Raw genomic sequence first — 23,848 nt, 5'->3', positions numbered from 1 at the left:
AGAAAAGATTGTCTAAAATTGCCCATCTTGTCCAAACCCATGACTGCAACCACTCCAACCCAAGCCACAAAATACGAACCCTTTAGTACCGAGGCCAAATGGCAACAGTATTGGGAAGCTCATCAGGTGTTTAAAGCTGACCCCAACCAACCCGGGGAACCCTATTGTATTATGATTCCCCCCCCTAACGTGACGGGAAATCTCCATATCGGTCATGCTGTTAATAACTCCCTAATTGATGCTCTGATTCGCTATCATCGGATGAAGGGTTATAACGCTTTGTATTTGCCGGGGATGGATCACGCCAGTATTGCAGTCCAAACAATTTTAGAGCGACAACTGAAAGCAGAAGGGAAAACTCGCGACGATTTAGGGCGAGAAAAATTTTTACAACGAGCTTGGGAATGGAAGGAAGAATCCGGCGGAACAATTGTTAATCAGTTACGCCGTTTGGGGGTTTCTTGTGATTGGACACGGGAACGATTTACCCTGGATGAAGGGTTATCAAAAGCGGTATTAGAAGCCTTTATTAGATTATATGAAGATGGGTTAATTTATCGGGGAAAATATTTAGTTAATTGGTGTCCAGCCAGTCAATCGGCGGTATCGGATTTAGAAGTAGAAAATAAAGAAGTTGATGGGAATTTATGGCATTTTCGCTATCCTTTAACCGATGGTAGTGGTTATGTAGAAGTAGCAACCACCCGACCGGAAACGATGTTGGGGGATACGGCGGTGGCGGTGAATCCCAAGGATATTCGCTATAAAGATTTAATTGGGAAAACAGTAATTTTACCTATTATTAAACGGGAAATTCCGATTATTGGCGATGATTTTGTTGATCCGAATTTTGGCACTGGTTGTGTTAAAGTAACTCCTGCCCATGATCCGAATGATTTTCAAATGGGTCAACGGCATCAACTGCCGATGATTAATATTATGAATCAGGATGGTTCGTTAAATGAAAACGCGGGGCTATTTGCCGGACAAGATAGATTTGTCGCCCGAAAAAATCTAATTCAATTCCTCAAAGATAAGGGATTTTTAGTTAAAATTGAAGACTATAAACATACGGTTCCCTATAGCGAACGTGGTAAGGTTCCGGTAGAACCGCTATTATCAACTCAATGGTTTGTTAAGATTCGTCCCCTTGCTGATAAGGCGTTAAATTGTTTAGATCAACAGGATGCTCCCGTCTTTGTTCCTGACCGTTGGACGAAGGTTTATCGAGATTGGTTAGTTAAATTAGATGATTGGTGTATTTCTCGACAATTGTGGTGGGGGCATCAAATTCCGGCTTGGTATGCTATTAGTGAAACTGGCGGTAAAATTACCGATAATACACCGTTTGTTGTTGGCAGAAATGAAGCAGAAGCCCAGGAAAAAGCGATCGCCAAATTCGGAGAAACTGTTGTTTTAGAACAAGATCCCGATGTTTTGGATACTTGGTTTTCTTCCGGTTTATGGCCGTTTTCTACTTTAGGATGGCCGGAACAAACCTTAGATTTAAGCAAATATTATCCTACCAGTACCCTATCAACAGGTTTTGATATTATCTTTTTCTGGGTTGCCCGGATGACGATGATGGGAGCATATTTTACCGATAAAATGCCTTTCAAAACCGTTTATATTCATGGGTTAATTCGGGATGAAAATGGCAAGAAAATGTCAAAATCCGCCGGAAACGGTATTGATCCGTTATTGCTGATTGATAAATACGGAACCGATGCGGTACGGTTTACCTTAATGAAAGAAGTTATCGGGGCGGGGCAGGATATTCGCTTAGAATATAATCGAGAAACCGACGAATCTGCATCTGTGGAAGCGTCTCGAAATTTTGCTAATAAACTCTGGAATGCTTCTCGGTTTGTGATGATGAATTTAGACGGAAAATCTCCGAAACAGTTAGGAGAACCCAATATTAATCAGTTAGAACTGAGTGATAAATGGATTTTATCTCGCTTTAACCAAACCGTAAAACAAACCCGTGAGGATATGGATAATTACGGTATTGGTGAAGCGGCTAAAGGGATTTATGAGTTTATTTGGGGAGATTTTTGTGATTGGTATATTGAATTAGCTAAACCCCGTTTACAAGGAGAAAATAACGCCTCTCGTCAGGTTTCCCAACAAACTTTAGCTTATGTTTTAGAAGGGATTTTAAAACTTCTCCACCCGTTTATGCCCCATATTACCGAAGAAATTTGGCATAGTTTAACGCAAACGGGAGAAGAATCTTGTTTAGCGTTGCAACCCTATCCGGTGGTGGTAGAAGATGAGATTCTGGAAGTTCAACGGTTAGGAAAGTTTGTTAATGATCCTGATTCAATTGTAGGTCAATCAATCAGAATTTTATTTGAATTACCGGAAGTTTTAGGAGGGTTTTTTAAACAATATCAAAAACCGCTAATTCTGACGGGGCTATTCTTTGTTGCTTTTTTAACAATTAAATGTTTTGTTGCGGCGTTAAATGCGATTAATGAGTTACCCTTATTACCTACAATTTTTGAATTAATTGGGATGGGATATTCCGGTTGGTTTGTTTATCGTTATTTGGTGAAAGCGTCCCAACGGGAGGAACTTGGGAAGATTTTACAAGAGTTGAAAACGGAATTTATCGGTAGTGCAGAAGCAGATAAAAACCTAGAAATGCCTAACATTTATTCCGCAGTTTGTCAAGAGCCATCCAGTGAAATTATCAGCATTATTGATCCGAAATTGGAGGCGGATTTTGAGTTAATTATTGGCGCTATTCGTACCGTCCGAAATTTACGCGCGGAGGCGGATATTAAACCCAAGGTTAAGGTTAACGCTATTCTGCAAAGCGAAAGCACCAAGGAACAAAAAATTTTGAAACAAGGACAAACCTATATTCAAGAGTTAGGAAAAGTTGAAGCGTTAACTATTACAGAAAAGTTAACTGGAAATGAAGGACAAAGTATTGCGGGAGTCGTGGGAACTGTACAGGTATTAATGCCTTTAGCCGGGGTGGTTGATTTAGCTGCATTTCAAACGAAATTACAGAAAAAATTAGCAAAAGTTGAAAAAGAAATTCAAGGGTTACAACGTAATTTGAATAACTCTAATTTTGTTAACCGTGCCGAACCGGAAGTTGTAGAAAATACCCGCAATAGTTTAGCTGAAGCGGAAAAACAAGCGGAGATTCTCCAAGAAAGGTTAAGTCAATTTAACTAACTTTTTGACCCCCCTAACCCCCCTTAGAAAAGGGGGAATCGAGGGCTGTTTCCTCCCCCCCAAGCCCCCCGTGCACGGGCGGGGGCTGTTCGCTGTTCCCTGCTATAACAAGGCTTTTTCAACAGCGTCAATCACCTCTTGGGATTTAAACGGTTTAATTAAATATCCAGAATGATTAGTTTCTTGGCTGCGTTCAATCGTTGAACTATCAGAATAAGCCGTAATATAAATAATCGGAATTTGATGATGTTCTCGAATGCGTTTAGCCGTTTCAATACCGTCTAATTCCCCGCGTAAATGAATATCCATTAAAATTAAATCCGGGAGATTTTTCGCCACCTGTTCTAAGGCTTTTTCTCCAGAATTAATCCGAGAAATAACTGTATACCCTTGTTTTCTCAAACTTCTGGCGATACTTTCAGCGGCAATTAACTCATCTTCTACAATTAGAATAGTAGCCGTCATTTGGTTAAAACCCTCTGATTATTAAAATTATGGCTGGGAACACCGAAACAGAAAAAAAAGAGTTCACGGTCTAGGTTTCAAAATCAGTTTATGTCCTCATAGTTTTGACGACTATGGTATATGTTAGAGTCGATAGGAGCGTTCCCTGTTCCCTGCTATAGGTTGGTGTTAATCAGATTTTTACTGTATTTTCCAACAAGTTTTATTTCTGATTTAGCCTTTTCGCCATTTTAATTAACGATGGTTCAGCGCATCTTTGCTTTCTCCTTGCTCTATAGTTACCAGATTTGGCTACCAGTATTTCTATCTTTTAACCCTGCTTTAGCCTGTTGGTTGCTACCCATACAAACTGGGGGTTATGCTTTCACCTGATGCAATTGAGGGATAGGACTTGATACACTGTATCTTATCTATAAATGTAATCATTTATCACCAGTCTTGTCAACTGGGTTAAACGAATCACATATTCATAAATTAATTATAGCTTTGTTCTTGAAAAATGAGAGTAAAACTTGTACCATTGCTACAATCAACTTCAAGGGATGCCTCTAATTGATCTGCTAAAATACTAACTAATCTTAATCCCAAGGATGGAGTATCTTCCCAATCAAAGTCATTGGGAATCCCTATACCATTATCACTGATTTTCAGAAAAATCTGTTCTTTTTGCTCAAGTTTTAACTCGATTTTAATGGCTCCATATTGAGAATTTGGAAAAGCATATTTAAAAGAATTTGTGACTAACTCATTAATTAAAAGTCCACAGGGAATCGCACTTTCTAAACTTAATGTGACGGGTTGAACATCGAGAATGATTTCAACCTGACAGTGTTTTGTTTGATAGGATAACGATAATTTTTCCACAAGATTTTGAATATAATTGGCAAAATTCACCTGTGATAAATCATTTGATTGATAAAGCTGTTCGTGAATTAGTGCCATTGTTTGAATTCGATTTTGACTTTCGGCAAATAAATTGCGTTGTTCCTCCTGTTCCAAGGTATCTGCTTGTAAATCTAATAAATTAGAAATTACATAGAGATTATTTTTAACTCGATGGTGAATTTCTCGCAATAAAACTTCTTTTTCTAGGAGTGAAGCTTTAATTTTTTCTTCCGCTTTTAAGCGCTCCGTGACATCTCGACAGACACAAATTAATAAATCATCATCGGTTAAAGTTAGTGAGACTTCTTCTATAAAAATACTGCCATCTTTGCGTTGAGCAGTGGCTTCTCCTTGCCAATGACGTTGTTCGGATAAAATCGGAAAAGTATGCTGTTGAAAATAGTCTAGTTGTTCGGGTTTATACAGTGCCGTCCAACCTTTTCCGAGTAATTCTTCAGGATGAGTATAACCAAAGAGTTCAACATGAGCTTGATTCAAATAAATGTATTGTCCATCCTTTAAAATAGCAATGCCATCAATGGCAGCTTCAATGGCAGCTAACTGTTGTTTTAAGACTTCTTGAGCTTTTTGAGGTTCTGTAATATCCGTATGGGCTCCCACCATGCGGATGACATTTCCCAGGTTATCTTTAAGATGAACTGCTCGGCATAAAGTATAGATGGTGGAGCCATTTTTATGATGAAAACGTTGAACAGCTTCAAACCGATCAATTCGACCTTGGTTATAGTCTTCAATTAATTTTGTAGCGGCAATTTTATCCTCGGCAAAAATGACTTGATCCCAGGAGGATAATTGATTCGGTAATTCGTCATTATTATAGCCTATCATCTCTTTCCAACGAGGTGATAAATAAAGATTACCTGTGACAAAATCCCAATCCCAAAATCCATCTTGGGCGGCTTGAATGGCTAACTGAAACCGTTCTTGAGCGACTTTGATTTCAGTTTCTGTGCGTTTGCGTTCTCTTAAATCTTGAGCAATACCTAAAAATCCACTAATATTTCCCGTTTGATCTCGTAAGCTAGAAACGGACAGTAAGACTGGAAAATGTGTGCCATCTTTATGAACATAAATCCATTCTCGTTCTTCTTTTTGTCCGAGACGAGATTTAGCAACAAATACTTCAAATCCGGGTTTAATTTCTGTTCCTAATTCTAAGGATAAACTATAGGAACGTTCTATAATTTCTTGAGAATTGTGAATGATAGCTGGAGTTTTTTTACCGATAATTTCTTCGGCTTGATAACCGAGTAAATTTTCTGCCTCCCGGTTCCAAACTTGAATAATGCCATTGATATCTGTAGAAATAATCGCGTAATTTGCCCCATCTAAAATCGCTTGTTGAAACTGATTTAATTCTAAAAGTTTGGCTTCTGCTAATTTGCGCTCTGTAATATCTAACATAATTGATAAATATTGGAACGGTTTATCCTCCTGATTGACAAAGGGAACAATCGTACTATCTACCCAATAATAGTCTCCATTTTTAGCTTGATTTCTGATTTCTCCCTGCCAAACTTTGCCTTGAGGAATGGTTAACCAAAGTTGTTGAAATAAACTCGGAGGATGATAGCCAGAATTAATTAAATTATGGGTTTTGCCTAAAGATTCTTCAGGAGAATATTGAAAGAGTTGACAGAATTTATCATTAACATAAGTGATCAACCCGTTAGCATCTGTAATTACGACGATTGCCATTTCATCGAGGGCTAATTTATGATAAGTTAATTCTTTGAGAGCTTTTTGTAGCTGTTCTTCTGCCTGTTTTTTAGCGGTGACATCGTGGAAAAATGATTGAATAACCGTTGGTTTACCATCCTTAATTTGACAGTTAGCACTGCCTTCTAAAATCACAATTTCTCCGGTTTTTGTTAAAAATCTTGTTTCAATTAAATTCTGTTTGGTAATAGTTCCATTTTTTAACTGTTCAAAAATTTGACGCCATTTAGGAGTCTGGTTAAAATCAATTATATCAAAAACTGATAAATTTTTAATATCTTCATCGCTATATTTTAAGGTTTCTTTCCAAGCTCGATTTACATAAATAAAATGTCCATCTTCAGAGGAAATTAGTTGAATTAAATCACTGGCATTTTCAAATAAATCCTGCAACTGTTCTTGACTTGCTTGTAAATCTATTAATAATTGAGCTTGAGCAAGCGCAATTCCCACTTGATCGGAAATTTGCTGCATGATCTCAATTTCAAACTCTGTCCATTTATGGGGTGCAAAGCATTGATGCGCTAACATTAATCCCCAAAGTTGCTGATTTTGAAAAATCGGAATAATTAATTTTGATTTCACCTGTAACTGCTGCATTAATGCTCTCATACACAAACTTTCAGGTCTGTCCGATGGATAAGCTGCTTCGATATTATCAATCACTTTCACTTTTCTTTGTTCATAAAAGCGTTCACACTCACTTGAAAAAGTTTCGTCGGTAAAATATTGATCAAGTATTGATAAGTCAGGAAAAATAACTGATTCTGTAATTGTTTTTCCCGATCCGTTGGGGAAAATTCGATAGATTAATACGCGATCGCAATCTAAAATCTGGCGAATTTCTGTCACGGCGGCTTGCAAAATATCTCCTAGTTGCAAAGATTGACGAATATTGAGGGTAATATCAGCCAATAACTCTAATTTCTGATTTTGATCATGTAATTTTTTTTCTGTTCGTCTATATAATATTTTTTCTAATTTGACTTGCTGATGCAGTTTTTCTTCTAACTGTTTTTGGGGAGTAATATCCCTAGAAATTCCCAAAAAAGATATTAAAATGCCATCGGGTGTATATTCAGGAACCAGTCGAGTTTCATACCAGTTTGAACTTGACATTGTGGGAAAGGGATATTCAATCAGTTGCTCTTTCTCTGTTTCTATTCCCTTTTGAAACACGGTTTTCCAAAGATTGACTAGCTCTTGATCATATCCTACATCCTCTAAAGATTTACCGATTAAATCTTGAGGGGGAACTTGGATAAATTTTTGAATTGCAGTATTAACATAGAGATACCGATAATCTAAATCAATTCTAAATATAATATCAGGATTGGTTTCAACAATAACTTGAAACTCTTTTTCTCGATAATACAATTTTTCATTGCTTTCTTGGACTTGTTTTTCCAAGTTAAGGTTACGGTCTTCTAGCAGTTCAATTATTTCATCTTGTAAGTATTTAACTTGTTTATGTAAGACTTCAATAACATTATAAACTTCTAAGGGCTGTAACACTTGTAAAATATTAGTTCGGGTCACCAGTCCCACTAATTCCCCCTGATTTCCAGTCACAATTAAGCGACCAATGTGATGGGATTCTATTGTTTCATAGGCAATATTCAAAGTATCTTCACCACGCAATGTTAACAGGGGTGAACTCATAACCTTTGCCGATGGAGTATAATTAAAATCGAGTTTTAACGTTTTAAACTGGACTAAATCTCGTTCTGTGATGATTCCAAGCGGAATGGGTTGTGGGGTTTCCTCAACAATCACTACACAACTAATATGATGCTTTGACATCAGTTGTGCTATATTTAATAAAGGAGTTTGAGGAGTCGCACAAATCACCTGGAGATTCATCACTTCAAAAACTTTTCTGAACCGCAACAAATTTGCTGGTTCTATAGAACTTATAATCGTATCATAGGTGATTAATCCCACCAGTTTATCTTGATTAACTACCGGGATATGACGAATGGAATTCCGGTGAAACTGCTCGATGACAGAGAAAATATCCTGCGGTTCTAAATATTGAAGCGTCACAACAGGTTGACTCATTACCTCTGCGACCTTAACCCCGGTTGTGTTTTTTCCTGTGGCGATCCAGTGAATTATATTTCGTTCTGTAACAATACCAATGGGTCTATTATTACTATTATTATCCACAATAATTACACAACTTCCCCGTCCTTCTGTTTTGGCATTTTCTAGGAGGTTAAATTCCGGTGAGGTAGGATAACAAATGCTTCTGGTGTGAGTAATTAATTCGATCACCTGATCTAACGGGGTATCGGGTGTTACTGTTATCGGATCGGGGATCACCGCAGTTTCTAAGTTTTCTGACCAAATCATAAATTCACCGCTATAAGTACCTAAACAAAATTAATTACACATCCTCCACCCTGTTCCTTCCCCTCCTATCCCCCCACGGGGGGTTTGGGGGGCTGTTCCCTCTCTCAACTAGGTAATTTATTTTGTGTAACTACTTAATTGTGTACAAGACTTTAAAAAACGGGTAGGAATATCAATTCTATTTCCCCAATGGAGATGTAAATAAGACCCATGAACATTAGAAAAATTTCCCCAACCTTCTAATACGGGGGCAGTGGTTTGCGAGGACATAAAACGCTGCATTTCATATAAAGGATCAGACGGATTTTCTATCAGTTCAGACCGATGAAACTCATGTCCGGTGATGATTTCTCCCTCTAATAATAAAGGAGTATTTTTTAAAACCTTTGCTTGATAATACCCTAATTTTAAGCGTTTTCCCATAACCGCAGTGGTCGGTAAGATTCCCACCATTGACCAAGCATTATTTTCAAAGTCAATAATCTTTTCACACAAATACATTAACCCCCCACATTCTGCATAAGTCGGTATCCCTGATAAAATAGCCGTTTTAACTGCGTTTAAAATTAACTGATTTTGACTTAATTCTTGAGCAAATACTTCGGGAAAACCTCCGCCAAAATATAATCCTTTAATATCGGTCGGAAGTTGCTCATCCTTTAAAGGACTCCATTCGATTAATTCTGCACCCAACTGTTGTAAAATCTCTAAATTATCGGCATAATAAAAATTAAATGCCGCATCTTTGGCGATCGCAATTCTAATCGGTTGATAGTTATGTTCAAACCGTAAGGTAGGGATAGAATTTTCCCGCTTAACTGAATTACTCAGATCAGAAATTAGAGTATTTTTTAATAAGGGTAATAATTTTTCCCAATCAAACCAAGTTTGGGCTAATTCAGCTAACTCTTGAATGAATAAATCCATCTGCGGCAGTTCATTCGTGGGAATTAACCCCAAATGGCGATCGGGAATCACAATATTTTCCTGTCTTTTAATTATTCCAATAATCGGAATATTCACAGGTTCTAAGAAGGCTTTTAATAGTTCTAAATGGCGATCACTTCCCACTTTATTTAAAACTAAACCCTCCAATTTTATATCAGGATTAAAGTTTTTAAACCCTAGGGCGATCGCAGCAATAGAACCCGATAATCGACTACAATCTAAGACTAAAATTACAGGTAAATCAAGAATCAAAGCAATTTGAGCCGTGGAAGCAATCGGAACTTTTTCCCCATTAGGAATCCCATCAAACAGACCCATAACTCCTTCAATTAAACCATAATCACAGGTCTGAATATGTTGATTATAACAGGCTTTAATATAGGATTCTGAAGTTAAAATCGAATCTAAATTATAACAAGGTTTACCCGTAACATAGTGATGAAACATGGGATCAATATAATCGGGGCCAACCTTAAAAGATTGGATATTAGAATTGTGTTTTTTTAAATAGGATAAAATAGCTAGTGTAATAGTTGTTTTACCAACTCCACTCCTTTCTCCAGCAACAATCAGCGTCATAATCTAACAATTTGAGTTAATAAGGTCATAGAAACAGGGTTTTGGGGCGAGTCTGATTTTTACCCCTAAAGCTGATTATAAAAACCGCCAAAGATAAGCGAAAAAGATTGCCGTAATTGCCCCAATTAATGTATTAATAAAATTCACAATTTCATTAGTTAACCATGTCCATTTTGTCTGTAAGGTTGCCCCAATCACACTTTCCAAATTAGTAGCAATAAACGCCGCTATCACACTCCAAATAATCCCCCAACTATCAATTAAACCCGCACTCCAAGCTAACACAGAAACCACAATAGAAGCCACCACCCCGGCTAAAGTCCCCTCCAAACTCACAGCCCCTTCCGTACCTTTAGGCACAGGTTTTAATGTAGTAATTAAAAAAGTCTGTTTCCCGTAGGCTTTGCCAATTTCACTACCACAGGTGTCGGATAATTTTGTACTAAAACTGGCAACATATCCTAATAATAATAACGGAATCCAAGATTGTATTCCAACTGTATCAGGAAAAAATAATTGTAGGGAAAATACCCCTAACCCACATAACATTCCCGTTAACGCCGAACCCCAGACATTTTCGGGCCCCCGGGCTCCCCCGCGTTTTTCCGCAATTCCAGAGGCTTCCTTTTCGGCTTTACCAATTCTGGTAACACCCGAACCCACCAAAAAATAGAATACCACAATCAGATAACCTCGCCAACCCAAACATCCCCAAATCAGCACTCCCAATATCCAAGCATGAATCCATCCGGCGGGGGTTAATAACTTTTTGGCGGCAATCACCCCTAAACTAATTAAAACTGTATTTAAAGCGATCGCAAATAACCAAGGATTAAGCGACACTAATTCATAAATCATAAATTTGATCTCAAAACCATGAATAAAACATTATTCCATCTTGCCTTTCCCGTGAACAATATCGAACAAACTAAAGCCTTTTATGGGGAGGGTTTAGGGTGCGAAATCGGTCGAGAAACCCGCAATTCCATCATTATGAACCTCTACGGCCATCAAATTGTCGCCCATGTCGGTCAAGAACCCCTAACACCCCAAAATGGGATTTATCCCCGACACTTTGGGTTAATCTTTACTTCCGAGACAGACTGGGAAACTCTCTTAGACCGTGCCCAAAAAAAACACCTGAAATTTTACCAAGAGCCCAAACGCCGTTTTCCGAGTTTACCTACAGAACACCGCACTTTTTTCCTAGAAGATCCTTTTTATAATCTCTTGGAATTCAAATATTACTGTCATCCCGAAGCCGTATTTGGCTGTAACGAATACGCCCAGGTTGGCGACATTTAAAGGGTAGCGGGTGACACCGAACGGGTCAAGGTTTTTAGAGGTGAATTTAAGGCTTTCTCTACCATAGCTAAACTTTTGGGATCGTTTACCATCCAAGCATGGAGAAAAACATTAACCGTGAATTCTTCACCAATAGAGATATGAGAACTTTCAGCCGGGACAATCATCCCATCCAAAGGTGTCCAAATGGAGGTAAAATTGATCGAGTCTAGGACTTCTAAATCCCGATTTAAGTCTTCTAAAAACGGACTATGGGAACGCATTTGGGATGCAGCCAAGGTGGGGTAAAGATATCCCGTTAAGGTTCCGTTGTGGGGGGAGGAAATCGTGATCAGACGTTGAACTCGTTCAATTCCTCCCAAGCGTTGGACATAATAACGACTAACAATTCCTCCCATACTAAACCCGATTAAATCAATCGGTTGTTCCGGGGGGAAGGTTTGATTCACATAAGCTGTAATTTGTTGGGCTAAGGCTTCTAAGCCAAATCGACCATCATTAGGAATCAGATTCAGACTGTGAATATCCCATCCCCGTTTAGTTAGATGGGCTGTCATGGTTTTAAAAATTGCTTTGGTATCAAATATACCGTGAATCAATAAAACCGGATGGCGAGGGCTGCTGTTATCCATGGGATTTTAAATTGGATTAATATTGGTTCCAACTTAGACTATCACGGGAGATTCTGGATGCAACTAGGGGCCATTCCTGCAACTGGTCATTGATTAACTGCTCACTCCTATTCTGAGAAATTTGTAAATAAATGCAAACAGATGAGAGATTTTTTACCGAAACCTAGGAAAATCGGGAGTTTTGTTTAAACAAAATGTAACAATATGTAAATTTTTGTAGACAAATCTTTCATTTTTCCCTAGTCTGAATTCAAGGCTCAGGCTTGAAACTTCCTAAAAATACCCACGGAGTAAGTATAATGTTAAATAAATTTTTTGGTTCTAAGAAAAAAGATGGATATTATTTAGAGTTTGGCGATGCTCAAGATAAACAAGCATCTCCAGCCGAGTCTAAACCCGCACCTAAAGCAAAAGCAGCATCAGCAAAAGCAGCAAAAGATCAACCCGAAACTGTGGCTGTGGCTAAACCCCAAACCACAACCGTTGCTCCTCCTGCCCCTCAACCCCCCCCAGTTGAGGAACCCGCCCCCCTTAACCCCCAGGTAAAAACCCCTGCTGGTATGAACTTTTCTACGGAATATTTAACCTCCTCATCCCCTACCCCCCGTCGTCGGCCCGGGCCGAGTCTGGCGATGTTCACAGATATGGCAAATCAGATGAATCGCTCCTAATCTGCTGAAGTGTCAAAACCATCAACCTCTCTAGCTATCTGCATCAGGCTGGGGAGGTTAATAGTTTTTTGGGCTTTTGGTTTTTTTTGATTGTTGATGGGTTGACCCCAAAAGTTGGCTTAGAAGGGCAAGACTTTAAACCCAAATCTCTGGTAATATTTAAGATAGAATAGACTTGTGTGATCGATCAATTAATATTGGAACCCTGAGTGCCAAGGGTGCTGAATAATCTACTTAATTTTGATAGGCTAATCAACAATGCACCAAGTGCCTGCCGACTCATGACGGTGCTATCGTTGGTTGGTTGCTGTCATCAACTTGAGAATTTTCTAGGTGACTGAGATCCCTTCAGTCTCTTTTCTGCTCATGGCTAAAGCCATGCTCGTTTCTAAATTTCTATGAGGTTTCTATGACAAAAGACACCGATCTGATCAAAAGTCTTAGCCCCAGTGCCATGGATCAGATTCTGTTATATCTGGCTTTTAGCGCCATGCGAACCAGTGGACATCGACATGGGGCGTTCCTCGATGCGGCTGCCACGGCGGCGAAATGTGCCATTTACATGACCTATATGGAACAGGGAAAAAACCTGAGAATGACAGGACACCTGCACCATATTGAACCCAAGCGAGTCAAGGTGATTGTTGAAGAAGTTCAACAAGCATTAACCGAAGGCAAACTATTAAAAATGTTGGGGTCTCAAGAACCTCGATATTTGATTCAGTTTCCCTATGTTTGGTTAGAAAATTATCCTTGGCAACCGGGACGCTCTCGGATTTCAGGTAGTAGTTTAACTCAAGAAGAAAAGCGGGTGATTGAAACTAAACTCCCTAAATATTTACCCGATGCTCAATTAATTAATTCTTTTCAATTTATGGAATTAATTGATTTTTTACATACACGTTCTCAGGAAGATTTAGAACCGAATCGGAGAATGCCTTTGAGTGAAGCCTTAGCCGAACATATTAAGCGCCGTTTAACCTATTCTGAAACCGTAATCAAAATCGAATCCCCTTGGGGAATGCCGTTTTATGCCCTAAATCGAGCCACCTATTCCCCTGAAGATCAGGAGGAAAGAACTTTTATTATGGTGGAAGATACAGCCAGATATTTTAGATTAATGAAGGACTGGGCTGAACGTCAACCTAGGGTAATAAGGGTTTTAGAAGAATTAGATATACCCCCGGAACGAATTGATCGAGCCATTGAAGAATTAGATGAAATTATTCGGCAATGGGCGGATCGATATCATCAAGCGGGAGGAGAAACCATGGTGGTACAAATGGTATTCGGGCCAAAGGAGGAAGAACAGTAATTCAAGACGTTTAAGAATGTTAAAAATACAGAAGTATTGACACTCTCACCGTCTGAAGACACGCTCGATTCTAACTTCAACCTGGACACTTGCTCGACCAGACTTTCATCAAGAGGAGTAGAGGTTTCCAGTCCATTAGCGTTACTTTGGGGATGCCCTCCCCTAGCTTGTTTACCAAGATTTAGAATATTAATTGCAGCATTTGTATCTCTATGCAACTCACATCCACAATTACAAACATGGGTGCGGGTTGATAGAGATTTTTTCACTATTACCCCACAATTAGAACATTTCTGTGAAGTGTAATGGGGTGCAACCGGAATTGCTGATTTATCAAATTTAGCCGCAAAATATTCTATCCATTTTCTCAACAAATACCAGCTAACATCACTAATTGATTTAGCTAAACAATGGTTTTTAACCATATTTCTAACACTTAAATCTTCATAGACTACTACATCGTTAGATGTGCATACGTTACGCGCAATTCTCTTTGCGTGTTCATTCCGTTGTCTACTTACTTTTAAGTGTTTTTTACTGTAAACTTTCCTAGCTTTCCGTCTCCCCGATGAACCTTTAACTTTCTTATAGATTTGTTTCTGAGATTGCTTAATTGATTGTTCAGCTTTTCTCAAAAACTTAGGATTAACTTCTTGATATCCATTGGAGTCTGTGTAAAACGACTCAATACCAACATCAAGTCCTATTTCTTTTCCGGTTTTGGGTTGAATATCGGTGACATTAATATTCAGACAAAATTGTGCGTAATATCCATCGGCACGACGAATTAAACGCACCCGTTTTATGTCTTTAATATTGTAAGTATGGATATCCCATTTACCCAATAATTTGAGTTTACCCCCCCCAAACCCCCCCGTGCACGGGGGGGCTAGGGGGGGGCCGTTTTTATCGGTTAAGGTAATTTGTCTTTTGGTTGGGTGTAGTTTCCATCCCGATGTTTTATATTCAACGGAACGGCAATTTTTTTGGAATTTGGGATATCCTTTTTTACCGGAAATGTTTTTCTTACAATTGTCGTAAAAACGACTAATGGCAGACCATCCTCGCTCGGCTGCGGATTGGACTGCCATTGAATTTAGGTCGGCAACAAAGGGGAATTGATTTCTGAGAGTTGTAGAATATTTATTTAAGGCAAATCTATCAATCTTTAATTCTCTTGAATTATCCATCCAATATCTAATTGCTTTATTGCGAATGAATTGGGTGGTGCGAATTGCTTCATCAATCGCTTTATATTGATTGGGTTTGCCTTGGCACTTATATTCCAAAACTATCATAGAAATCTCCTTTTTTCGACCTACCTTATGTTAACATGAATTCGAGAAATATTCACGGTGAATAAATTTCCCTGGGTCGCTTTTCATCTGGTGGTCTGAAGACACGCTCGTTTTCAAGCTCCCAGACTTATGTTATAAACAATCCTAACTCCTGTATTTTTAAGAGAGTTAATCTTGAATATTCAGGGTAATTTTAGCGGATTGTAGTTGTTGATTTAACCACTGATCAAATAATTCGTTTTGCAGCCGTTGTTTAACTTGAGGGTTGTCTAAGGAGGCTTCTAAAAACTCGTCTACTCGGAAAATACACCAACCGCCCTCGACTTCCATCGGGCCAACAATTTGTCCGGGTGGGGTTTGCTGTAAAATCACCTTGAGATTATCGGGAATGGTTGACCAACCCACGGCCCCCATCATGCCACCAAAAGAGCGTTCATTGGTAATGGAATACTCTCGGGCTAATTCTTCAAATCGGCTTTCCTGTTCTTTTAAACGGGATACTAATGTTTCTGCAAGTTCATAGTCATTTAAGGAAATTCGTGATAACACCACTGCATCTAAGGCGGGTTTTCGTTGCTGAAAATACTCCTCAAGTTGAGGTTGTACGATTGAAAGTTTGAGTTTTTCCCGTTTGAACCCAGAAACAATTTGTTGGTGAAAGGCTTCGTAGGTCATGCGGTTACTTTCTAACCACTGTTGAAAGGCTTGGGGGTCGCTGAGATTACGTTCCAATCTAAAATTCACTACGGATTGTTCAATACTAGCAGCAGGGATATCCAAATCCGTTCGGGATTGCAATTCCCGATCCAGAATATATTCTCGCAAAATATCAGTTACCATGGGCTGTAGTTTTCCAGCCGCTTGCAAGTATTTTAGGGCTTGACCTAAGATAATGGGTTCGTCGTTAACGGTTAAAAATGGATTAGCCACTGAAATTTACATCCTAAACACGATTCTACTCACAAATATTGTAAGGGTTTAGGCTCTCGGTGCTATCAGATTTACCAACAGTCCCTACTACTCCCCGTCTTAATATTCAGCCACGGCTTTGTGAATAGTTGTTAAAGACAGAATTAATCAAGCAGATAGGCTATGCTGAGTACGATGAGGATTAAACCCAATAGAATGTCAATTAAGCCCTTAACTGCTTTTGATGAATCTCGGTAGTGGCTAATTGTCCATTTTCCGTCCTATTTGGAACCCCACATTCCTAATTCTTTGGGAGATAGCTATGTCAGAACGCGATGATTTTCTTTATCCCCGTAGTCGCTACCAGGGAGAGTTTACGCCAGAAAAACTGATTTTCAATTCCAACTTGCAGGAATTTGCCCAGCGAGTTAACTATATTTGTGGATTGGAAACGAATGGGAAAGTAAGTTCAGAGGAAGCCTATCAACAAATCAAACAACTTTGGAAAAAATTACGTTCATCGAAAAAAAGTCTAGGAATTAGTAAACCTCCTGATGAGACTCCAGAAAATAGTTAATTATCAACGCCATCAGAAAGTCTTGCAAGGAAGGTTAATTCTTTCAATAAAAATTTAATTTCAGGCAAACTTTACCAAATAGTTTATAGCAGGGAACACCGCAATAGGCCGCATCGTGAGCCCTTCGACTTCGCTTAAGCATCAACTTCAATCCATATAAGAAACCGGGTTTCTGCGACAATTTTTGCGGCTTACCCAAGATTAAATTAAGAAACCCGGTTTCTGTTCTGGGGAAAAACAAGATCCGCACCTGATTCAAACTATTATTACTTGGCTACAAAGGACTATTTTAGAAGATTAATAATCTCAACTATCCCTAAATTTAGGACATACTTCAAACGCTAATTGTGACCCATAAAAACAAACATCAAACTCAGTAAAAAAATTAGTCCGTCCTAAAATAATTGGAATATTATTTACCCTAGTCCAAGCAAAAGCCAACTGAACTGGCTCAAACTCCCCTACTGTTGCCAAAACTAATAACGCTTTTGCTTGAGCACTTGCTAAATTACCCGCTAAAGCAATAGAAAATCTTTGTTCTTCCCAAATTGCTCCTAATTGTATTCCAATATTATAAGGCAACACATTAACACTAGCTCCTGTATCGAGCAAACCCATAACCTCAACCGAACGATTTTGATAAGTTAGTGTTAAAGGCAGATAGGGAACATCAGCTAAAACGCCAAACTCATCCCGTTTAGGTTGAAAAGGATATCGCCTAATATTAAACATTTTGAGTTTGCTTTTTTTCTGTTTCTAGTAACTGCATCAATTGTTCTGCTGCACCATTAGATGTATGCACTGCACCAATAATTTCTGCTGCTTCATTCCCTAATATAATTCCTTCTTCTTTTGCCAATTCAGCCGTTAAAAACTGCATCATTTGAAACTTATCCGCACGGGATAATTGCCGCAGTTGAGCTAATAATTCAGGATTTGACATAAAACAACCTTGAATTTACTTTTCCATCTTACCACTATCCCAAGGATTCCACCACATAAGAAACCGGGTTTCTGCGACAATTTTTGCGGCTTATCCAAGATTAAATTAAGAAACCCGGTTTCTGTTGTTCTAACTTATTCCTCATTACTTAAATACTCCTGAGAATAAACCTCCGCCATTAACTTCGGCCAGATTAATACAAAAAATCCCATCCAGGCCAACAAAGGAATAGCGACTAAAATTGTAATCCACAGGGTTTTAAATAGAAACCAACTCCCTGAAATTAGGGTAATTCCAGTTAATAGAATTGACCAAGGTTGACACCACCAGGGTTTATAATTCCAGGGGTTAAAGGTTGGGGTTTCAATCGGTGTTTGATCGGTCATTGTATTTATTAACTCTATGATTAAGAAAATGATTACTGAATAATTTTAACTATTGTAGCAATAACTTCTACTAACTTTTGGGGTTTAATTTGACCCGCTTTATACAGTATAATTCCTTTATCAGCAGTAAACAAACGATTAGGTCTAATATTGCTATTTTGGTTGAGTCCTCCCTCACTAAAATCGCTATTTTCAAGGGTAATACCATAGCAATCACCGATAGTTTGGCTAGTAATCTGGCAAAGAATTAGATCATCTCCTGTTAAGGTTGCTATTACTAATGCAGGCCGTCGCTTGGCTTGTGTTAAATCAGAAAAGGGGAAAGGGACAATAACTACATCACCTTTTACAAATTTTTCCATGCTTCCTCCTCCGCCGGCTGTAACCAATCTTTTTGTAGGGAAGATTCACTCAGTATACTAATTTCTAACTGTTCTTGCTGATATTTGGTTTTAAGAAATTGCAGAAAATCCCAAACCTCTTGTAAGATGAAATCAGGACTATTTTCTACTTCTTTAATTAATAATTCTTTAGTGTTCATGTTTTTGACCTTGATTTTTTGGGTTTGAAAATTCAGAAAAACGGGATTATCTAAACAACAGAATTTTCCGGTAAAGCGGTTTGCATTTGAGCTAACCAACCTATTAAAGATTCTAACTGTTTATCCGCACTTAATACCGCTAATCCCCTCACCGTAACTTTACCTTTACTATACACAAACCGAGTATGTAAACTTTCTGATAAATTGGCTTTTAATAAATTCCATGCGGGTTCTTCCATGGGGGTTTCTAATAAAATATGTTGTTTTCCGTCGGGTTTAATCCGAGAAAAGCCTAATTTCTTAGCAATTTGTTTGAGTTCCATAATTCTAATTAATTGACGCGCCGGGGTAGGAACTGGGCCATAGCGATCGCACCAATCTTCCTCAATTCGAGATAATTCATCCCGACTTTGACAAGCAGCAACTGACCGATAAGCACTCATTTTTTGATCTAAATCCGTAATATAATTGGAAGGAATAAAAGCTGTTAAACTCAAGTCAATTTGAGTATCATCAACCTGGGGAATTTCTTGACCCCTGACTTCTTGGATAGCTTCTTGTAACATTTCACTATAAAGATCGAACCCTACCACATCCATTTGACCCGATTGTTCGGCCCCTAAAATGTCTCCCGCGCCCCGAATTTCTAAGTCTCGCATCGCTAATTGATAACCCGATCCTAACTGGGCAAATTCTTGAATTGCTCTCAATCTTTTACGAGCATCATCAGTTAAATTAACCCGTCCGTCGGCCGTTGTGGGATAGAATAGCCAGGCGTGAGCTTGCACTCCCGAACGTCCAACCCGACCGCGTAATTGATATAATTGACCTAGGCCGAAACGGTGGGAATCTTCGACTAAAATGGTGTTAACTCTGGGAATATCTAACCCCGATTCAATAATGGTTGTACAGACTAAAACATCCGCTTCCCCAGAACTAAATGTTAACATAATTGATTCTAATTCGGAGGCGTCTATTTGTCCGTGGGCGATCGCTAATCTCACCCCAGGAATCATCTCTCGAATTTGGGCAGATTTTTCTTCAATTCCTTCAATTCTAGGCACAACATAAAACACCTGTCCCCCCCGATCTAATTCCTGACGAATTGCTGTTCTAACTATTTCTAAATTTAAAGGAGATAAATGGGTTTGAATTGGGCGACGGGAAGGAGGAGGAGTGGTAATTAAACTCATTTCTCGAATCCCAGATAATGCCATATATAAGGTTCTAGGAATAGGAGTAGCGGTTAAAGTTAAGACATCAACATGGGTTTTTAATGTCTTAATTTTTTCCTTTTGATTAACTCCAAAACGTTGTTCTTCATCAACGACTAATAACCCTAAATCCTTAAAATGTACCCCTTTTCCCAGTAAGGATTGAGTGCCAACAATTATATCAATTTCTCCCGTTGCTAACCGTTTTAATATCTCTTGTTTTTCTGAATTGGTGCGAAAACGATTAATTAAAGCAACTTCTATGGGATAGGGAGAAAATCGTTCTTTTATGGTATGATAATGTTGTTGGGTTAGAATTGTAGTGGGGGCTAATAATGCTACCTGTTTTCCAGCAGTAACGGCTTTAAAAATAGCCCGAATTGCGACTTCTGTTTTCCCAAATCCTACATCTCCACAAACTAACCTGTCCATGGGCCGATCGCTTTCCATATCCCGTTTCACGTCTTGGGTAGATTTAATTTGATCGGGGGTTGGTTGATAGGAAAAGGAGTCTTCTAGTTCCTGTTGCCAAGGCATATCAGGGGGGAACGCATAGCCCGTTTGTTGGGCGCGTTGGGCATATAATTTTAATAGATCTACGGCTAATTTCTTTAAGGTTTTTTTGACTTTTTCCTTGGTTTTTTCCCAAGCCTGTCCGCTAAGTTTATTCAGTTGGGGAACTTTGCCCCCGGTACTTCTAAACCTCGATAAACTGCCAACTTGATCGGCGGCAACTCTTAACGTACCATCGTCATATTGTAAAACCAAATATTCCCTAGTTTCGTTATTAATCACTAGACTTTCTAATTTAGTAAATCGCCCTACCCCATGTTGACGATGAACCACAAAATCCCCTGGTCGGAGTTTATTCAGTTCAACCTGTTTTGATGCCGCCCGTCGTCGTTTTCTAATATAACCATGGGTGGCTAAGGAATGCTGACCATAAAATTCTCGGTCAGTAATTAAAACTAACCGAAAAGTGGGTAAAATAAACCCTTCTAATTCGGCAAGTCCGGTATATTTTAAGGCGACGGGGGTATTTTTAATTAAGCTATCAATGGCGGGGTAATCTCGCGGGTTAGGAATGAATTTTGAGGGGCAATCATGTTCTGATAATAGGGCAACCGATCGACTAGGTTGGGCGGAAACAATAAATATAGAAAAATATCGTTGTCGCTCATAACGAATTAATTCCGCCAGTTTAGCAAATTGATGGGGAGTTGCCGGAACTGGACGAGAAGATAGGTTTAAACTGGGAACATTGGTAATATTAACTAGGCTGGGTTGATAATCCCCTATTTCAGATAAATAGAGTTTATCAAAGGATTCAATTTGTTGCAAAGATTCGGTAAATAAACGATGAATTTTAGGCGGTTTTTCGGGTAAGGCTTGCCATTGTTCTTCAATATGTTCTAACCAGCGATCGCTATGGGCACAACATTGATCAATTTCATCAATCACAATTAAAGTCGTATCGGTTAAATAGTCTAATAAACAAGCGGGTTGTTCAAAAGCTAAACCCAATAAGGAATTATAGGATTTAGGGGATTTATAGTTATTATTATCGAGTTGAAATTCTGGTTTAGGGATGGGGGGAATAATTTGGGAAATTAAGGTTTCAGCCGAGGCTAAATTCCCTTGAATAATTACATCAAAATTGGTCGGGGTGAGAATTAGATTTTCAATTTTATCTAAGGATCTTTGGGTGATGGGATCTAGTTCTCGAATTTGTTCTAACTCATCCCCAAACCATTCTAAACGCACGGGCCATTCCGAAGCCACGGGGAAAATATCCACAATATCCCCCCGCCGACTCCATTGGCCCTCGGTTTCCACCAAGGATACCCGCTCATAGCCTAACTTGGCAAACTGTTCATCAAGGGTTTTTCCGGCCGAGGTCATCCCCCGATATAGGGTTAAACAATAGGGTTGAAACGCCGAAACCGGGGGTAAATGGGGCTGTAAACTCCGTTCTGTGGCCACAATTGCCATCGGTACGGCCGAAGGTGTCTGCAACCGTCCCGCCAACTCCGCTAACACCTGCATTTGTCCCCAGGTCATCTCCTCGGAAGTCACCGACTCGTAGGGCGACGCCTCGGAAGTGGGGTAAAACTGAACTGTCGCCCATCCCATGGCTTCCAATTGGGCCGCCCACCGTCCCGCTTCCTCCAGGGTGGCTGTCACCACAAATAAATTTAATCCCGACTCCTGGGCTAAAGTTGAAGCGACTAACCCCTTGGGAATGCGAGACAGACCATTTAGGTAGAGGGACTGAGATTTATTCAGTTTGGTCAGGAGTTCAGCCGTTAAGGGCGATCGCCCCAATGCACGCACGATGGAGGAAAATGTCATATTGCAGTAGGGAACAGGGAATAGGGAATAAGCGCCCCCAAACCCCCCGCGCACAGGGGGCTTGGGGGGTGAGGGAATAGGGAATAGGGAACTAAGATAATCAGATCTTGATAAGATCAGTTATTCTAATCTTTTATCTTCCTATTCTGACCTCAAAATGTCATCTGTATTCCAAGAAATTCTAATCGTTTTCCTTCTGATTGTCGCCAATGGCGTATTTGCGATGTCAGAAATTGCGATTCTTTCGGCGCGGAAAGTTCGTTTACAACAGTCAGCCAATCGAGGCAATAAAAAGGCAAAAGTAGCTTTGGAATTAGCCAACTCTCCCAATAGTTTACTCTCAACGGTGCAAATTGGAATTACCCTGATTGGGATTTTAGCCGGGGCCTTTGGAGGGGCGGCAATTTCAGCCCGATTAGCCATCCAACTAAACAAAATTCCGATTTTAGTTCCCCACAGCAATGCAATTAGTTTTACAATTGTTGTGATCATTATTACCTATTTATCATTAATAATCGGGGAATTAGTTCCTAAACGGTTAGCTCTGAATGCTCCTGAATCCATCGCAACTAGCGTTTCAATTCCCATGCGTTGGTTATCTAATTTTAGTTCTCCAATTGTACATTTATTGGGTATGTCTACGGAATTAATTTTAAAGCTTTTGGGTAGTAACACCTCGACGGAACCGGAAGTTACCGAGGAGGAAATTAAGATTATGATTGAGCAGGGAACGCGATCGGGAATTGTGGAGGAAGCGGAACAAAATATTATGGGACGAGTGTTTGAATTAGGCGATCGCCAAGTCAGAAGTTTAATGACACCTCGCCCTGAGATTTTTTGGATTGATATTGATGATTCTGCCGAAGAAAATCGTCAGAGTATTGCCCAAAATAGTTACACTCGCATTCTAGTTTGTCAGGAAGATTTAGATCATGTTTTAGGGTTTATTAAAGTCGCGGATTTATTAACTCAATCCCTATCCGGTCATCCCTTAGATTTAACTGTAAATTTACGCCGTCCTTTATTTGTTCCTGAAACCACTTCTGTTTTAAAAATTTTAGAATTATTTAAACAGGGAGAAACCCATTTTGCTGTAGTTGTTGATGAATATGGCGTAATTCAAGGATTAGTAACTTTAAATGATATTCTAATGGAATTAGTCGGCGATATGCCCTCCTGGGATAATCCCGAAGAACCTCAAAAAGTGCAACGGGAAGATGGATCTTGGCTTGTAGATGGAATGTTGCCCGTTGAGGAATTTTTTGAGTTATTTGATTTAGAAGATTTATTAGAACAATCAGAAGGAAACTATCATACAGTTGGAGGATTTGTGATTACTCAGTTAGGGCGGATTCCAGCTGCTGCCGATCATTTTGAATGGCAAAATTTACGCATTGAAGTGATGGATATGGATGGCAACCGTGTTGATAAAGTATTAATTGTTCCTCCTTCTTTGAATAAAAATAATCAGCTTATTGAACCTTGAAAAAAATAAATTATTCTCTGAATTACGCTAGAATTTAGTAAGTTTGCGATCG

19 protein-coding genes are annotated in these 23,848 nt (G+C 39.1%); 6 read left to right on the top strand and 13 right to left on the bottom strand.

The window, feature by feature from the left end; all coding sequences use genetic code 11:
• Positions 1-39 precede the first annotated feature (39 nt).
• Positions 40-3,195, top strand: a complete 3,156-nt coding sequence (locus NMG86_RS09675; protein WP_026797530.1) for a valine--tRNA ligase — start codon at positions 40-42, stop codon at positions 3,193-3,195.
• A gap of 102 nt (positions 3,196-3,297) precedes the next feature.
• On the opposite strand, the gene NMG86_RS09670 is transcribed toward NMG86_RS09675, so the two are convergent.
• The 4 genes from NMG86_RS09670 to NMG86_RS09655 form a co-directional block, all read right to left on the bottom strand.
• Positions 3,298-3,660 carry a response regulator gene (locus tag NMG86_RS09670; RefSeq protein WP_026787141.1) on the bottom strand — a complete coding sequence of 121 codons (363 nt, stop codon included), beginning with the start codon at positions 3,658-3,660 and terminating at the stop codon, positions 3,298-3,300.
• Positions 3,661-4,134: 474 nt separating this feature from the next.
• Positions 4,135-8,640, bottom strand: coding sequence for a PAS domain S-box protein (locus NMG86_RS09665; protein WP_026797529.1), 4,506 nt, complete (start codon positions 8,638-8,640; stop codon positions 4,135-4,137).
• Positions 8,641-8,757: 117 nt separating this feature from the next.
• Positions 8,758-10,167, bottom strand: coding sequence for a cobyrinic acid a,c-diamide synthase CobB (locus NMG86_RS09660; RefSeq protein ID WP_026797528.1), 1,410 nt, complete (start codon positions 10,165-10,167; stop codon positions 8,758-8,760).
• A gap of 75 nt (positions 10,168-10,242) precedes the next feature.
• Entirely contained in the window at positions 10,243-11,025 is a 783-nt protein-coding gene (locus NMG86_RS09655) for a TIGR00297 family protein (protein ID WP_026793694.1), read from the bottom strand.
• Positions 11,026-11,043: 18 nt separating this feature from the next.
• On the opposite strand from NMG86_RS09655, the gene NMG86_RS09650 reads away from it, so the two are divergent.
• Entirely contained in the window at positions 11,044-11,472 is a 429-nt protein-coding gene (locus NMG86_RS09650) for a VOC family protein (RefSeq protein WP_026787145.1), read from the top strand.
• Here the strand turns inward: NMG86_RS09650 and NMG86_RS09645 are convergent.
• A complete protein-coding gene (locus tag NMG86_RS09645) occupies positions 11,469-12,104 on the bottom strand; it encodes a lipase family alpha/beta hydrolase (RefSeq protein ID WP_026787146.1) in 636 nt (211 codons plus the stop codon). The two genes, NMG86_RS09650 and NMG86_RS09645, sit on opposite strands and share 4 nt — an antisense overlap.
• A 299-nt stretch (positions 12,105-12,403) precedes the next feature.
• On the opposite strand from NMG86_RS09645, the gene NMG86_RS09640 reads away from it, so the two are divergent.
• Both NMG86_RS09640 and hetR read left to right on the top strand, forming a co-directional pair.
• Positions 12,404-12,775: a hypothetical protein gene (locus NMG86_RS09640; RefSeq protein WP_042151069.1), complete on the top strand. Its 372-nt coding sequence runs from the start codon at positions 12,404-12,406 to the stop codon at positions 12,773-12,775.
• 409 nt (positions 12,776-13,184) lie between these two features.
• Entirely contained in the window at positions 13,185-14,090 is a 906-nt protein-coding gene (gene hetR / locus NMG86_RS09635) for a heterocyst differentiation master regulator HetR (protein WP_026797526.1), read from the top strand.
• Here hetR and NMG86_RS09630 read toward each other — a convergent pair.
• Positions 14,027-15,388: an RNA-guided endonuclease InsQ/TnpB family protein gene (locus tag NMG86_RS09630; RefSeq protein ID WP_244639565.1), complete on the bottom strand. Its 1,362-nt coding sequence runs from the start codon at positions 15,386-15,388 to the stop codon at positions 14,027-14,029. The genes hetR and NMG86_RS09630 overlap by 64 nt on opposite strands.
• Before the next feature lie 168 nt (positions 15,389-15,556).
• On the bottom strand, positions 15,557-16,318 hold the full coding sequence (locus NMG86_RS09625) for a peptidylprolyl isomerase (RefSeq protein WP_026797525.1): 762 nt from the start codon (positions 16,316-16,318) through the stop codon (positions 15,557-15,559).
• Positions 16,319-16,619: 301 nt separating this feature from the next.
• Between NMG86_RS09625 and NMG86_RS09620 the strand changes: the two genes are divergently transcribed.
• On the top strand, positions 16,620-16,874 hold the full coding sequence (locus tag NMG86_RS09620) for a DUF7219 family protein (RefSeq protein ID WP_026797524.1): 255 nt from the start codon (positions 16,620-16,622) through the stop codon (positions 16,872-16,874).
• A 306-nt stretch (positions 16,875-17,180) separates the two neighbouring features.
• Here the strand turns inward: NMG86_RS09620 and NMG86_RS09615 are convergent, their stop codons facing one another.
• From NMG86_RS09615 to mfd, 6 genes are all read right to left on the bottom strand, one after another.
• Positions 17,181-17,606: a pepsin/retropepsin-like aspartic protease family protein gene (locus tag NMG86_RS09615; protein WP_026793691.1), complete on the bottom strand. Its 426-nt coding sequence runs from the start codon at positions 17,604-17,606 to the stop codon at positions 17,181-17,183.
• Positions 17,599-17,817, bottom strand: coding sequence for a hypothetical protein (locus tag NMG86_RS09610; protein WP_026787152.1), 219 nt, complete (start codon positions 17,815-17,817; stop codon positions 17,599-17,601). The genes NMG86_RS09615 and NMG86_RS09610 overlap by 8 nt, the downstream gene beginning before the upstream one ends.
• A gap of 134 nt (positions 17,818-17,951) precedes the next feature.
• Complete coding sequence (locus tag NMG86_RS09605; RefSeq protein WP_026793689.1) at positions 17,952-18,203, bottom strand: DUF6737 family protein; 252 nt, start codon at positions 18,201-18,203, stop codon at positions 17,952-17,954.
• A gap of 32 nt (positions 18,204-18,235) precedes the next feature.
• The gene (locus tag NMG86_RS09600; protein ID WP_026787154.1) at positions 18,236-18,565 is read right to left on the bottom strand and encodes a type II toxin-antitoxin system PemK/MazF family toxin; all 330 of its coding nucleotides are present in this window, start codon (positions 18,563-18,565) and stop codon (positions 18,236-18,238) included.
• Positions 18,550-18,744, bottom strand: a complete 195-nt coding sequence (locus NMG86_RS09595) for a hypothetical protein (protein WP_026787155.1) — start codon at positions 18,742-18,744, stop codon at positions 18,550-18,552. Before NMG86_RS09595 ends, NMG86_RS09600 begins: the two co-directional genes overlap by 16 nt.
• A gap of 50 nt (positions 18,745-18,794) precedes the next feature.
• The gene (gene mfd / locus NMG86_RS09590; RefSeq protein ID WP_026797523.1) at positions 18,795-22,310 is read right to left on the bottom strand and encodes a transcription-repair coupling factor; all 3,516 of its coding nucleotides are present in this window, start codon (positions 22,308-22,310) and stop codon (positions 18,795-18,797) included.
• A gap of 157 nt (positions 22,311-22,467) precedes the next feature.
• Between mfd and NMG86_RS09585 the strand changes: the two genes are divergently transcribed.
• The gene (locus tag NMG86_RS09585; RefSeq protein WP_026797522.1) at positions 22,468-23,796 is read left to right on the top strand and encodes a hemolysin family protein; all 1,329 of its coding nucleotides are present in this window, start codon (positions 22,468-22,470) and stop codon (positions 23,794-23,796) included.
• Positions 23,797-23,848 lie beyond the last annotated feature (52 nt).

Source organism: Planktothrix rubescens CCAP 1459/22 (genome assembly GCA_904830895.1).
Classification (GTDB): Bacteria; Cyanobacteriota; Cyanobacteriia; order Cyanobacteriales; family Microcoleaceae; genus Planktothrix; species Planktothrix agardhii.
This window is presented reverse-complemented; position numbering and strand designations above follow the sequence as displayed.

Bases quoted from the DNA above. Each gene is read 5' to 3' on its own strand.
- NMG86_RS09675 (WP_026797530.1), top strand. From the start codon at position 40: ATGACTGCAACCACTCCAACCCAAGCCACAAAATACGAACCCTTTAGT.
- NMG86_RS09670 (WP_026787141.1), bottom strand. From the start codon at position 3,660: ATGACGGCTACTATTCTAATTGTAGAAGATGAGTTAATTGCCGCTGAA.
- NMG86_RS09665 (WP_026797529.1), bottom strand. From the start codon at position 8,640: ATGATTTGGTCAGAAAACTTAGAAACTGCGGTGATCCCCGATCCGATA.
- NMG86_RS09660 (WP_026797528.1), bottom strand. From the start codon at position 10,167: ATGACGCTGATTGTTGCTGGAGAAAGGAGTGGAGTTGGTAAAACAACT.
- NMG86_RS09655 (WP_026793694.1), bottom strand. From the start codon at position 11,025: ATGATTTATGAATTAGTGTCGCTTAATCCTTGGTTATTTGCGATCGCT.
- NMG86_RS09650 (WP_026787145.1), top strand. From the start codon at position 11,044: ATGAATAAAACATTATTCCATCTTGCCTTTCCCGTGAACAATATCGAA.
- NMG86_RS09645 (WP_026787146.1), bottom strand. From the start codon at position 12,104: ATGGATAACAGCAGCCCTCGCCATCCGGTTTTATTGATTCACGGTATA.
- NMG86_RS09640 (WP_042151069.1), top strand. From the start codon at position 12,404: ATGTTAAATAAATTTTTTGGTTCTAAGAAAAAAGATGGATATTATTTA.
- hetR (WP_026797526.1), top strand. From the start codon at position 13,185: ATGACAAAAGACACCGATCTGATCAAAAGTCTTAGCCCCAGTGCCATG.
- NMG86_RS09630 (WP_244639565.1), bottom strand. From the start codon at position 15,388: ATGATAGTTTTGGAATATAAGTGCCAAGGCAAACCCAATCAATATAAA.
- NMG86_RS09620 (WP_026797524.1), top strand. From the start codon at position 16,620: ATGTCAGAACGCGATGATTTTCTTTATCCCCGTAGTCGCTACCAGGGA.
- NMG86_RS09615 (WP_026793691.1), bottom strand. From the start codon at position 17,606: ATGTTTAATATTAGGCGATATCCTTTTCAACCTAAACGGGATGAGTTT.
- NMG86_RS09610 (WP_026787152.1), bottom strand. From the start codon at position 17,817: ATGTCAAATCCTGAATTATTAGCTCAACTGCGGCAATTATCCCGTGCG.
- NMG86_RS09605 (WP_026793689.1), bottom strand. From the start codon at position 18,203: ATGACCGATCAAACACCGATTGAAACCCCAACCTTTAACCCCTGGAAT.
- NMG86_RS09600 (WP_026787154.1), bottom strand. From the start codon at position 18,565: ATGGAAAAATTTGTAAAAGGTGATGTAGTTATTGTCCCTTTCCCCTTT.
- NMG86_RS09595 (WP_026787155.1), bottom strand. From the start codon at position 18,744: ATGAACACTAAAGAATTATTAATTAAAGAAGTAGAAAATAGTCCTGAT.
- mfd (WP_026797523.1), bottom strand. From the start codon at position 22,310: ATGACATTTTCCTCCATCGTGCGTGCATTGGGGCGATCGCCCTTAACG.
- NMG86_RS09585 (WP_026797522.1), top strand. From the start codon at position 22,468: ATGTCATCTGTATTCCAAGAAATTCTAATCGTTTTCCTTCTGATTGTC.